Origin of the sequence: Paracoccus sp. MBLB3053, assembly GCF_031822435.1 — a bacterium.
Lineage (GTDB): Bacteria > Pseudomonadota > Alphaproteobacteria > Rhodobacterales > Rhodobacteraceae > Paracoccus > Paracoccus aurantius.
In genome coordinates this window covers 336571-349364 of the sequence record NZ_JAVQLW010000002.1, presented here as the reverse complement: position 1 = coordinate 349364, position 12794 = coordinate 336571, and the positions used below count along the sequence as shown (strand labels likewise).

Below are 12794 nucleotides of genomic sequence, written 5' to 3'. Positions count from 1 at the left end.
GAGTTTACGCCATGAATCAGCAGCCCGACACCCCCTGGTGGGATCGTGAGCGCCATGCCGAACGGCGACCTGTCCTGCTGGCCCGGAACCGCACTCAGGCCGCGATCCGGGACTGGTTGGGCGCGCAGGACTTCGTCGAGGTTGACCCGGCTGCGCTTGCGCTCAGCCCGGGGAACGAGGCCCACCTGCATGGCTTTGCCACCTCGATGATCGGAAATGATGGGCTGCCGCAGCAGATGTACCTGCATACCAGCCCGGAGTTCTCCATGAAAAAGCTGCTGGCGGCGGGCGAGCAACGCATCTTTGCTTTCAGCCACGTGTGGCGCAACCGGGAACGTGGCGCCTTGCACAGCCCGGAATTCACGATGCTGGAATGGTATCGCGTGGGCGCGGACTATCGCTTGCTGTTCGACGATTGCGCGCAGTATCTGCGACTCGCGGCCGAGGCGGCGGGTGCGGACATGCTGCGCTTTCGCGACCAGAGCTGCGATCCGTTCGCGCGACCCGACATCCTGAGCGTCGCCGACGCGTTCCGCGAGTTTGCCGGGATCGACCTGCTTTCGACCTGCGACGGGCAGGACACCGACGTGGATGCCTTGAGGAAGCAGGCAGAGAGACAGGGTGTCCGGCTGTCGGATGACGATGGATGGTCCGACATCCTGTCGCGCGTGCTGGTGGAAAAGGTCGAGCCGCATCTGGGGCATGGACGCCCCCTGATCCTGGATCGCTACCCCGCGGCCGAGGCGGCTCTTGCCCGCCCCGCGAGCGATGACAACCGGGAGGCCGAGCGGTTCGAGCTTTATGCCTGCGGTGTCGAGCTGGCGAACGGCTTCGGCGAATTGACCGACCCGGAAGAGCAACGGCGCCGCTTCCTTCTGGAAATGGACGAGAAGCAGCGCGTCTATGGTGAGCGCTATCCGCTGGACGAGGATTTCCTGGCTTCCTTGGCCTTCATGCCGCCGGCATCAGGCTGCGCGCTTGGATTTGACCGGCTCGTCATGTTGGCGACCGGAGCGCCAAGGATCGACGAGGTGATCTGGACGCCAGTCGCGGGTTAGCGTGCGACCGGCTCGCCCCGCCGAGCGAACTCGGCAGGGCGGCGTTTTCGTGTCAGACCGACAGGCACATGTACTTGATCTCGAGATAGTCATCGAGACCGTAATGGCTGCCCTCGCGGCCGAGGCCCGATTGCTTGATGCCGCCGAAGGGCGCGACCTCGGTCGAGATCAGGCCGGTATTGACGCCGACCATGCCGGTCTCGAGCGCCTCGGCCACCCGCCAGACGCGGCTCAGGTCGCGGGCGTAGAAATAGCCCGCGAGGCCGAATTCGCTGGCATTGGCCAGAGCGATCGCCTTGTCCTCGGTCTCGAAGCGGTAGATCGGGGCGACGGGACCGAAGGTCTCCTCACGGCTGATCTTCATCTCGGGGGTCATGCCGGTCAGCACGGTCGGGTGGAAGAAAGTCCCGCCCAGCTCGTGCCGCGCGCCGCCGGTGGCGACGGTCGCGCCATGGGCAAGGGCGTCGGCGATGTGATCCTCGACCTTGGCCAGAGCGGCGGTGTTGATCAACGGGCCGACCTGAACTGGATCGGTCAGGCCATTGCCGACCGACATCGCCGCGACGCGGGCCGCGAGTTTCTCGGCGAAGGCATCGTAAACGCCCGACTGGACGTAGATGCGGTTCGCGCAGACGCAGGTCTGCCCGTTGTTGCGGAACTTGGCGACCATCGCGCCCTCGACCGCCGCATCGATATCGGCATCGTCGAAGACGATGAAGGGCGCGTTGCCGCCGAGCTCCAGCGACAGCTTCTTGATCGTCTCGGCGCCCTGGCGCATCAGGATCTTGCCCACGCGGGTCGAGCCGGTGAACGAGATCTTGGCGACCTTGGGGTTGGCGCAAAGCTCGGCGCCCATGCCCGCCGCATCAAGACCCGGAACGATGTTCAGGACCCCTGCCGGGATGCCCGCGCGCTCGGCCAGAACGCCCAGAGCCAGCGCCGAAAGCGGCGTCAGTTCCGAGGGGCGCGCGACCATGGTGCAGCCCGCCGCGAGAGCCGGGGCGATCTTGCGTGCCAGCATGGCATTGGGGAAGTTCCAGGGCGTGATCGCACCGACGACGCCGACCGGCTGCTTCAGCACGATGATGCGCTTGTCCGGCATGTGGCCCGGAATGGTGTCGCCATAGACGCGCTTGGCCTCTTCGGCGAACCATTCGACATAGGCCGCGCCATAGGCGATCTCGCCCTTGGCCTCGGCCAGCGGCTTGCCCATCTCGGCGGTCAGGATCTGCGCCAGGTCCTCGACATTGGCGAGGATCAGGTCATGCCAGCGGCGCAGGATCGCGGCGCGATCCTTGCCGGTGCGCGCGGCCCAGGGCTTTTGCGCGGCATGGGCGGCGTCGATGGCGGCCGAAAGCTCGGCCACCCCCATATTCGCGACCTGGGCGAGTTCCTCGCCGGTGGCCGGGTTCGTCACCGCGAAGACCTTGTCGCCCTTGAAGCGGGCACCGTTGATATAGGCGCTGCCGGTCAGCAGGCTCGGATCTTTCAGATCCAGAATGTGCTTGTCGTCCAGCATCATGCGGCCTTTGCAGCGGTGATGGATTCCTCAAGGATGTCCAGCGCCTCGGCGAAGTGGCCTTCGTCGATGGTCAGCGGCGCGAGGAAGCGGATCACGTTGCCGTTCACGCCGCAGGTCAGCAGGATCAGCTTGCGGTTGAGCGCCTCGGTGCGGATGCGGTTCACGAGGTCCGCGTTCGGCGCCTTGCCGTCGGCGGTGGTGAACTCGGCGGCGACCATCATGCCGGGGCCGCGCACTTCGGCCAGTTCCGGGGTGGTGGCGCGGATCGATTCCAGACGCTGACGCAGGCGCGAGCCGAACTCATTGGCACGGGCGCAAAGGTTTTCTTCCTCGATCACGTCGAGAACGGCATGGGCCGCTGCGATACCCAGCGGGTTGCCGCCATAGGTGCCGCCCAGACCGCCGGGATTGGCCGCATCCATGATCTCGGCGCGGCCGGTGACGGCGGCCAGCGGCAGGCCGCCAGCAAGGCCCTTGGCCATGGTCACGAGGTCGGCGGCGATGCCGTGCTGCTCCATCGCGAAGAGCGTGCCGGTGCGGGCAAAGCCAGTCTGGATCTCGTCGGCGATCATCACGATGCCATGCTTGTCGCAAAGCTCGCGGATGGCGCGGACGAATTCGGTCGGGGCCGGGTTGAAGCCGCCCTCGCCCTGGACCGGTTCGAAGATGATCGCGGCGACGCGCGACGGGTCGAGATCGGCCTTGAACAGCTTCTCGATGCCGGCCATCGCATCCGCGGTCGACTGGCCGTAGAGCGCGATCGGAAACGGCACGTGGAAGACGTCGGGCATCATCGCGCCGAAGCCGGCCTTGTAGGGCTGGACCTTGCCGGTCAGCGACATGCCCATGAAGGTGCGGCCGTGGAAGCCGCCGCCGAAGGCGATCACGGCATTGCGGCCGGTATGGGCGCGGGCGATCTTGATCGCGTTCTCGACGGCTTCGGCACCGGTGGTGACGAAGGTGGTGCGCTTGTCGAAATCGCCGGGGACCAGCGCGTTCAGGCGCTCGCCGAGGGCGATGTAATTCTCATAGGGCAGGACCTGGTGGCAGGTATGGGTGAAGGCCTCGACCTGGGTCTTGACGGCTTCCATGACCTTCGGGTGGCAATGACCGGTATTGACCACGGCGATGCCGGCGGCGAAGTCGATGTAGCGGGTGCCCTCGACATCCCAGACCTCGGCGTTGCGGGCCTTGGCCGCATAGATCTGGGTCTGCATTCCGACGCCACGGGCGATGGTCGTCTGGCGACGGGCGGCGATTTCGGCGTTGAGCATGTGATGCCTCCTGAAAGGTCCGGGGCTGATTTTCGCCCGGTTGTCCTCGCAGATGCCCTGTTCAAAATGGTTTTTACAGTCTAATTCTTGCTCTGCGCAACGCGTTGAAATTTATCGAGTGACTGCCGGACTGTTAACGATCATGAACGACCTAAACACCGAACTCGGCGATCTGCGCCTGGGCGAGCGGCTGCGAATCCTGCGCGAGCGCGCCGGCCTGTCGCAACGCGCCCTGGCCAAGCGCGCCAATGTCACCAATGCGACCATCTCGCTGGTCGAGGCGGACAAGATGAACCCCTCGGTCGGCGCGCTCCGGCGCATCCTCGACGGCATCCCGGTAAGCCTGTCCGAGTTCTTCGCCTTCGAGCCCGAGCCCGAGCAGGTGATCTTCTACCAGGCCTCGGACCTGCCCGAGATCGGCAAGGGGAAACTCTCGCTGAAACGGGTCGGCAACAGCCAGTTCGGCCGCGCCATGACCATCCTGCACGAGCGCTACGAGCCGGGCGCGGATACCGGGCGGGTGATGTATCGCCACGAGGGCGAAGAGGGCGGCATCGTCATCTCGGGCAAGATCGAGATCACCGTGGGCGAAGAGCGCCGCATCCTCGGCCCTGGCGACGGCTATTACTTCGACAGCCGCAAGCCGCATCGCTTCCGCCAGGTCGGGGCCGAGCCCTGCGTCATCGTCAGCGCCTGCACGCCGCCGACTTTCTGATCAGCGCGCTCGCAACTCGCTACTGGCTTCCTGCAAGGCTTCGATGAAGGCGCGGGTGGCCTGACGGGATTGCCAGTCCTGCCGCGCCGCGACCTGGAACTTCGCCACATAGGAAAAGAGATCCGGGCGGATCGCGCGCAACTGGCCTGGGAATTTCGCGGCGTAGTGGTCCGGCAAGTAGCCCAGATAGGCCCCTGACAAGATCAGGTGCGCTTCGGCTTCCATGTTGCTGACCGTGGCATGTGGTGCGGATATGGCAAAGACCCGGATATCGCGAGACGCCCAGTAGCTGCGGGCGATGATACGATGTTCGCGAATGCTGTCGATCCCGATCTGTGGGTCGGGCATGTCGAACAGTTGATGAGTGCAAGCGCAATAAAGGTTGTGCTGTTCGTCATGCAGGCTGAGATAATCGAGCCCCATCGCCGCACGCGGGAAGCTGCCGACCGCGAGATCGACCTTTTGACCGATCACTTCGCGCAACAGTTCTCCGGGTGAAAGGGTCGCGATCTCCAGGTGGACCGAAGGAGCGGCCTCGGCAAATTTCGCGACCGCGCGCGAGACGGGACAAAGCGGGTCCGAGATGATCGTGTCGACCAGCCCGACAGCAAGGCTGCGCGGCATTTGCGAACTGAACCCCGCAACCCGGTTCGAGAACTGGTCAAGCGAGCCCAGCAACCGCTGCGCCTCCTTGTAGAAATCCTCGCCTGCCGGGGTCAGGGAAAAGCCGCTGCGACCACGCTTGCACAGCTTGAGCCCGTATCGCGCCTCAAGCGCCGAAATCTTTTCGGAAATGCTCGACAGCGCCAGGTTCAATTCGGACTGCGCGGCCGAAAGCCCGCCTGCCTCGACAACCCGCAGAAAGATGCGGATCAACCGGATATCGGCGCTTTCGACGGGGATGGCACCCCGGCTCTTGCTTCTGCGTGCCGCGGTGGGGGTGGTTCTGGTCCGAGGGTCAGTATCAGTCATGGCTCGGGAATTTCGTGGAATTGCGTTCATCCCCATCTAAACCCACCGCCGCGCGACGCAAAGACCGTGCGGCGGTGTTTTGCCGAACGAGTCAGGCCCCAACCCGAGAGGTGACGTGCTTGACGCCGGAATATGCGGCCAGACCCCAGGGCCCGAGCTCGCGCCCGATGCCGCTGGCCTTGAAACCTCCCCAGGCGGTGTTTGGAAAGATGATCTGGGGAGAGTTCACCCAGACATGGCCCGCGTCGATCCGATTGGCCAGATCATCGGCGCGTTCGCCGCCGACAACGGTCGCGGCCAGGCCGAAATCGCTGTCATTGGCGAGGGTCAGCGCCTCGTCTTCCGAGGCGGCGCGGCGAATGGCCAGTACCGGGCCAAAGATCTCTTCGCGCCAGATCGGATGGTCGGTCGGAACATCGGTGTAAATGCTCGGTTCGACGAAGAAGCCTCCTTCGCGTCCCGTCGAAGCCCCGCCCGCCAGGCAATCGAGCCCGTCATGCCGGGCTCGCAGCAGGTACTCGAGCACCTTGTCACGTTGTGCCGCCGTGGTCAGCGGCCCCATTTCGGCGGCGGAATCCTCGTGACCGGCGACAACCATGCCCGCGACATGGCGGCGCAGGCCTGCGATCACGTCATCGGCGATCTTGTCCGCGACGATCAGCCGCGAGGTCGCCGAACACATTTGCCCGGCATTGAAGAAGATCCCCAGCGCGGCGATTTCGATTGCCTGCGCGACATCGGCATCTTCCATGATGACGATCGGAGACTTGCCCCCCAGTTCAAGGGATACCGGCAGCGAACGTTCTGCGGCGGCAGCCATGACCCGTCGGCCCGTGGCATTCGATCCGGTGAAGCTGATCTTGCGGAAGCGCGCCTCGGTCGTCATCGCGGCCCCGACATCTCCGGCCCCGGGCAGAATGCTCAGCACACCTGCGGGCAGGCCGATCTCCAGCGCGATATCGCCATAGACAAGCTCGGCCGGGGTGGTGAACTCGGACGGCTTCAGCACCGCCGTGCAACCCGCTGCCAGCGCCGGAGCAAGCTTCCATGCGGTTGTGACCAGTGGAAAGTTCCAGGGAACGATCAGCGCAACCGGGCCGACAGGTTCGAACCTGGTCCGTCCACTCAGGGTCGGGTCAGCCAATTCGATGATGCCATCCTGACGCGCGTCGAGCGTCTCGGCGAGCCCGGCATAGTATTCGAATGTCGCAACGGCGTCATCGATATCGATCTCGGCCTCGATGCGCGGCTTGCCGTTGTTGAGCATCTGAAGCGCAACAAGCGTCTCCTTCCGCGCGAGCAGCCCTGCCGCGAACCCGCGCAGATAGGTGGCGCGCTTGGCTGCGGGAAGCCTGCGCCACGACCCGAAGGCACGGCTCGCGGCCGCAGCTGCAAGCGAGACGTCTTCCGCGCGCGCGCCGTTCAGCTCTGTTAGCGCGGAGCCCGTCGAGGGATCAACCGAACGGATCGGCTTGCCACGGCCATTGACCCATTCGCCATCGAGGAAAACCGTTCGGTCGCGGGAAAGCAGGGCGTTGTCCAACATAAATCTCGTATTTTCCGTTTCGTGCCGGGCGGTCGCCGCCCGTGGCTAGTTCATTCAATGCCTTGGCGGTTGTTTGGAAAACATCATGATCTATCCATCTTCATTTCGACCAATCAAGAAGTGAATCGGACGATGAGCCCGGTAACACACTCCGGGTTACTCCATAATTTCCCGAAGCAAGGTTCGATCAGCAATGATTTTATCGAAGTGAAAATCTGGCCTATTCTGACCGGAAACGATCAGGCAGGCAGGAGTACGTCGCCCATGAAAGACAATCTGAATCAACCTCTTGGCGGGAATACCATGCCCCGTTTCGGCGGCCCAGCAACGATGATGCGCCTGCCTTCGCAAGAGACGGCGGCGGGGCTCGACGCGGCTTTCATCGGCATTCCGATGGATATCGGCGCCTCGAACCGTCCCGGCACCCGCCTCGGGCCACGTCAGATCCGCGACGAAAGCCGGATGATCCGGCCCTATAACATGGCCACGGGGGCCGCGCCCTTCGATAGCCTGCAGGTCGCCGATATCGGCGACGTTCCGATCAACACCTTCGATCTGAAGAAGTCGGTCGACATCATCACCGAGCATTACCGCGAAGTGCTGAGCCATGATGTCATCCCGCTGACGCTGGGCGGTGACCACACTCTGACCTGGCCGATCCTGCGGGCCATCCGCGAAAAGTACGGCCCGGTCGCGCTGATCCATGTCGACGCGCATTCCGACACCAACGAGCACATGTTCGGCGAACGCGAAGCGCATGGCTGCCCCTTCCGCCGCGCTTGGGAGGACGGTTGCCTGATCAACGACAAGGTCTACCAGATCGGCCTGCGCGGGTCGGGCTATTCGCCCGAAGATTTTGAATGGGGCAGTGACAAGGGCTGGACCGTCATTCCCGCCGAGGAATGCTGGCACAAGAGCCTCGCACCCCTGATGGCAAAGATTCGCGAGGAAATCGGTGACGCGCCGGTCTATCTCACCTATGACATCGACAGCCTTGATCCGGCCTTCGCGCCGGGCACGGGAACTGTCGAGGTCGGCGGTCTGACGACGATACAGGGGCTTGAGATCATCCGTGGCTGCGCCGGGCTGAACCTTGTCGGCTGCGATCTGGTCGAGGTCTCGCCGCCCTATGACCCGGCCGGGAACACCGCCGTGATCGCCGCAAACTTCCTTTACGAAATGCTTTGCGCCCTTCCGGGGGTGAAGCGCCGTTGACCGGGCAGCCATAGGCCTAGGTTCAACGATGAGGCGCGGCTTCGGCCGCGCCTTTCGTTTTGTCTCTGTCGAAACAAAGGAAAGGCCAGTCCCGTCGGCATTGGCTGGGCTGGCCTCACGGAACTGCCAATCTGACCGATCAGGACAGCGGGAAGCCCAGCTTGCCCACCATCGAAAGCCAGGGCCGTCGCCAGCCACCCTTGGCATCGGCGCCATCAAGCGCCGCCATGGTGATCTTTGCGCCGATGGCGCGGAACGGCTCGGGCGGGATCCAGTTGGGTTCGGTCGCGGCGAATTCCATCCGCGTTTCCGGCAGGTCCTGTCCCATCAGCTTGGCCAATCCCACGCGTGCGCCAAAGCGGCTGGCCGAGACGCCAAAGCCCGAATAGCCGCCAGCATAGACCGCCTTTCCGCCATAATAGGTCTGGAAATGCACGGCCATGCGCGTTGTCAGCGCGATCGGGCCGCTCCAGGCATGCGAAAAGCCGATCCCCTCAAGCTGTGGGAAGGTCTGGAAAAAGGCTTCGGCCAAGCGACCATAGGGCGCGGGCGTAAGATCCTCGGCGGGGTCGCGGGGGCTATGTGCGAAATAACCCAGGCGCCCTCCGAAAAGGATACGATCATCTGGCGTCAGGCGCATGTAGTTCAACTGGGTGCGCGTGTCATAGACGCCCTGGCGGTTCGCCCAGCCGATTGCTGCCTTCTGCTCGGCGTTCAGGGGTTCGGTCGTCAGGATCCGGTCGCGGACCATCGCGACGCGCGTGCGGATGCGCCGATGCCCAGCGGCGAAGGCGTTGGTGCACAGCATCACGCGCGGCGCACGTATTTCACCATTCCCGGTCCTGATCAGCAAGGTCATGCCCTGATCGTCGATGCTGCTCATCGGGGTCAGTTCGTGGACTCGCACTCCAAGGGCGATCGCCGCCCGGCGGAGGCCCCAGGCAAGGCGCGCGGGGTGGACAATCCCGCTGGCCTTGCGTGACCACAACGCCCCTTCGAAAAGGGGTGAGTTCAACTGTTCGCGGGTTTGAGCCGCGTCCAGCATTTCGACGTCATGGCCATGTTCGCGATGCAGGTCATATTCCTCGCGCACGGCAGGGAGTGCATCCTTTGACACGGCAACCGTCATCTCGCCGGTCCATTCGAGATCGGCATCAATTGCGTGCCGCTCGATCGTGTCCTGGAACCCGGCCATGTTGTCATGGCCAAGTGCCTCGAGTGCGTTCAGATCTTTGGGGAAAATGCGTTGCGCATTCCCCAGCCCGTGCATGACCGAGGTCGAGACAATGCCGCCCGGCCGCCCCGAGGCGCCATGCGCGATGCGGTCCGCTTCGATCAGAACGACATCGCGCGAAGGATCGGCCTCCTTGGCTTGGATGGCGGCCCAAAGCCCGGTAAAACCGCCGCCCACGACAACCAGATCGGCCGTGGTGGCGCCGACCAGAGGAGCGCTGGCCGCCGGGGCGTCGGGACGATCCAGCCAGAACGGAAAAAAGGTCGTGTCGGCAAGCGCCTTGTCTGAGCGGGTCTGCATCTTGGCCTCGTCTCTTCGGTCTCGTCGCGATCAGTCCTCGATCAGGACATAGATCTTGCGAAGGGTTTCCAGAACCTCGAACCGCCCCTCGAAACCGCTTTTCAGCACATAGCTTTCGCCGGGGCCGAATTCCTGAACCGAGCCGTCCGCATCTGTGATCGCGACGCGACCCGACAGCACGGTCGTGTATTCGGTCGCGTTTGGATAGGCGAGGATTTCGGCATAGGGCGTGCATTCCCAGGTGCCGATCGTCACTTTGTCCGAGCCGAAATGGACGGCGCCCGTCTCACGCGCCTCGCCCAGGATGACGGCCTCGGGCGGAACTGCTGCGCAGTGGCTCAGCTCTTCGGTCGAGATACCCTGAGCGGTGATGCGGATGATGTTCGACATGATGACCTCTGTTCGTCTTAAACCTTGCCCGCAGTTAGGAAATGGGGGCTGCAAGGGTAAATGCGCAATTGCCAATCGATAGATTTGGTGAAATGAATGCGGGATGAAGATTTCTGGTTCAGACCTGCACCTTTTCCGCGTTTTCGATAGCGTCGTCCGTAATAATGGGCTGTCCGCTGCTCAGGTCGAATTGTCCTTGAGCCAGCCAACGATTTCAAATCACCTGACCGCGCTTGAGCAGCGGCTTGGCGTCAAGCTTTGCGAACGCGGCAGGCGTGGATTTGCCCTGACGGAAAAGGGGCGCATCGTCCATGAAATAGGGCTTGAAGTGCTGGGCGGGCTCGAAGCCCAATCGCGGCGGCTTAGCCAGTTGCGCGGCGCACTCAGCGGCACGGTCAGGATCGGGATCGTCGATTGTGTCGCAACCGATCCCACTTGCCGCCTACCCCAGGTTCTGGCCCGCGTCGCCCGCGAAGCCCCCATGGTTGAGATAGAACTGGGCATCATGAGGCCGGGCGACATGACCGCGGCGCTATCCAGAAATACGCTGGATATAGGAATTGGTGGGTTCGACTCACGTCTTGGGATCCTCGATTATGCCGATCTCTACCGCGAGCCCAACCAGCTCTATTGCGGCGTGGGAAGCCCCCTTTTCGACCTGCCGGCCGATCAGATCGACCGCGATCTTTGCTACGCTCAGGCCTGGGTGCATCGCGGATACTGGAGCGGCAGAAGGCAGCTGAGCTTTCAGCGCGTCGAGTCGGACCGGATCGTTTTCGACATCGAGGCGCAATTGCTCATGATCCTTTCGGGGGCCTATCTGGGCCTGCTGCCGGCGCATCTGGCGGAACGTCTTGTGACAGAGGGGCGGCTGCGCCATTTGCCGATCACCGATGACGATTTCGTTGCGCGGATCGAGATGGCGAACCGGGGAGGCAAGCTTTCCAAGAGCATTGCCTATGTCCGCGACGTGCTGGCGGAAGCCCATCTTTAACATTTGAACCAATCAATCTTTGCGTTCCTGCCGCCTTATATGACGGCGTTATGTCGCAAGATAGTTTTCCCCGACCAACAGAGAACAAGGGGGAAACAATGACAAACGCTCGCAATGAGCTTGGATCGAAAGTCGCATGTCGCCGCGCGCTGAGATTGCACGCAGACCGGACGCAACCTGTTTCGCGACAGGGGCAACGATGATCGGGCGCCTCGACAAGATTCTTTCCCACGGTGCAGGCGCTGGCGCCCAGACGCAACGCGGACTGTCAGGCCTGAATCCCGATGGCTGGGCGTCCCAGATCCTGACCGGCTTCGTGGGTTCGATCGCACTTTCGCCGCTAATGCTGCTTCCGGTCCTTGTCTACGCCTATGACGCACATCTGGGCTTTGGCCCCGACACTGCGGGGCGCATCTCATCAGCTGCCCTCATGGGGCTCGCGATGGCGACGATCTTGGTTTCGCTTCGTACGAAGCACTGGTCGATGGCCCGAGTTTCGGTTTTCGGCATGGCGATCATGCTGATCTTTACCGCGCTGACGATGTTTTTCCACGATTCGACAACCTTCTTCGCGCTCACGCTGATCGCAGGCTTCGGCGGCGGGTTGACCCAGGCGGCCGTTGCTGCCGCGCTGGCCCGGACCCACCATTCCGAGCGCGCCTTTGCGATCTTCACCTGCTTCCAGTTCATCTACCCGGGCCTTGGGGCCTATTTCTTTCCACGCATTCTCGATGCCTCGCCGCTGGGCTTCAACGCCATGCAGATCGGCCAGGTAGCCCTGATCGCGCTGGCGCTGATCCTTGCGCCGGCCGTGGGTGCATTCCGCTTGCAGGACGATCTTTGCAAGGCGGATGGCACGAAGCCCGAGCAGACCGAATGGATGCTTCTTCTGCGTGGTCCCGCCGCCCTGTCGATCATCGGCATGATGATCTATGGCGCTTCGAACGGTGCGGTCTGGGCCTATTCGGAAGGCATCGGCCATCTGGCAGGTCTGGACGTGCTGGCGATCGGGGACATCATCGCCTATGCCAATATCATCGCGGGTATCGCCGCATTGGGTGTGATCTGGCTTGGCAACCGCCTGGGCCATTTTGTCCCGCTGATCGGCGGCATTCTGGGCCAGCTCTTGTCCATGTACATCTTCATGGCCTTCCCGAGTGAGGTCGGCTACATCGTCGGTACGCTGATCTTCACGGTCGCATGGGCGATCGTCTTCCCCTATTTCCTGACCATCCAGTCGGAGCTTGACCATTCCGGCACCGTGGTTGCCTTTGGACAGTTCACCAACCTGATTGGCACGGCTGCCGGTCCTGCCCTTGCCGCAGCTTATGTCGGCAGCCACGGAGACTTCACCGGAGCAATCTGGATTTCGGCAGTCATGACCGTGCTGGCCCTGGCGCCAATGATCATGATTCCCCTGATCAATCGGCGTGCAGCTGTCGCGAGTTGAATGCCAGCGCGTGATCCATCGCATGTTTTCGCCTGCCTCGTGGCGCATTTGATGCGCCACCAGCACGGTGAGGCTGCATTGCGTAAACTGGTCGCGTCTCTTGTGGACGCGACCAGCGGCGTCT

The 12794-nt window shown here is 63.1% G+C and carries 11 protein-coding genes; 5 read left to right on the top strand and 6 right to left on the bottom strand.

From position 1 onward, the window contains the following. The first annotated feature begins 11 nt into the window (after positions 1-11). Entirely contained in the window at positions 12-1058 is a 1047-nt protein-coding gene (gene epmA / locus RGQ15_RS15810; RefSeq protein WP_311161536.1) for an EF-P lysine aminoacylase EpmA, read from the top strand. 52 nt (positions 1059-1110) lie between these two features. Here the strand turns inward: epmA and RGQ15_RS15805 are convergent, their stop codons facing one another. Both RGQ15_RS15805 and RGQ15_RS15800 read right to left on the bottom strand, forming a co-directional pair. Next, positions 1111-2577 (bottom strand): NAD-dependent succinate-semialdehyde dehydrogenase, encoded by a 1467-nt coding sequence (locus tag RGQ15_RS15805; RefSeq protein ID WP_311161534.1) that lies wholly within the window; start codon positions 2575-2577, stop codon positions 1111-1113. Further along, positions 2577-3854: a 4-aminobutyrate--2-oxoglutarate transaminase gene (locus tag RGQ15_RS15800; RefSeq protein ID WP_311161532.1), complete on the bottom strand. Its 1278-nt coding sequence runs from the start codon at positions 3852-3854 to the stop codon at positions 2577-2579. The genes RGQ15_RS15805 and RGQ15_RS15800 overlap by 1 nt, the downstream gene beginning before the upstream one ends. 142 nt (positions 3855-3996) lie before the next feature. Between RGQ15_RS15800 and RGQ15_RS15795 the strand changes: the two genes are divergently transcribed. Next, positions 3997-4569, top strand: a complete 573-nt coding sequence (locus RGQ15_RS15795) for a cupin domain-containing protein (RefSeq protein ID WP_311161529.1) — start codon at positions 3997-3999, stop codon at positions 4567-4569. Here RGQ15_RS15795 and RGQ15_RS15790 read toward each other — a convergent pair whose 3' ends face one another. Beyond that, the gene (locus RGQ15_RS15790; RefSeq protein ID WP_311161528.1) at positions 4570-5541 is read right to left on the bottom strand and encodes a LysR family transcriptional regulator; all 972 of its coding nucleotides are present in this window, start codon (positions 5539-5541) and stop codon (positions 4570-4572) included. A gap of 91 nt (positions 5542-5632) precedes the next feature. Further along, complete coding sequence (locus tag RGQ15_RS15785) at positions 5633-7084, bottom strand: aldehyde dehydrogenase family protein (RefSeq protein WP_311161527.1); 1452 nt, start codon at positions 7082-7084, stop codon at positions 5633-5635. A 267-nt stretch (positions 7085-7351) separates the two neighbouring features. On the opposite strand from RGQ15_RS15785, the gene speB reads away from it, so the two are divergent. After that, entirely contained in the window at positions 7352-8302 is a 951-nt protein-coding gene (gene speB / locus RGQ15_RS15780; protein ID WP_311161526.1) for an agmatinase, read from the top strand. A gap of 139 nt (positions 8303-8441) precedes the next feature. Here the strand turns inward: speB and RGQ15_RS15775 are convergent, their stop codons facing one another. Both RGQ15_RS15775 and RGQ15_RS15770 read right to left on the bottom strand, forming a co-directional pair. After that, positions 8442-9836 (bottom strand): NAD(P)/FAD-dependent oxidoreductase, encoded by a 1395-nt coding sequence (locus RGQ15_RS15775; RefSeq protein WP_311161525.1) that lies wholly within the window; start codon positions 9834-9836, stop codon positions 8442-8444. A 30-nt stretch (positions 9837-9866) separates the two neighbouring features. Then, entirely contained in the window at positions 9867-10226 is a 360-nt protein-coding gene (locus RGQ15_RS15770; RefSeq protein WP_311161524.1) for a cupin domain-containing protein, read from the bottom strand. A 103-nt stretch (positions 10227-10329) separates the two neighbouring features. Here RGQ15_RS15770 and RGQ15_RS15765 point away from each other — a divergent pair, with 103 nt between their 5' ends. Then, positions 10330-11220 (top strand): LysR family transcriptional regulator, encoded by an 891-nt coding sequence (locus tag RGQ15_RS15765; RefSeq protein ID WP_311161523.1) that lies wholly within the window; start codon positions 10330-10332, stop codon positions 11218-11220. Positions 11221-11419: 199 nt separating this feature from the next. Then, entirely contained in the window at positions 11420-12670 is a 1251-nt protein-coding gene (locus tag RGQ15_RS15760) for an MFS transporter (RefSeq protein WP_311161522.1), read from the top strand. Positions 12671-12794 lie beyond the last annotated feature (124 nt).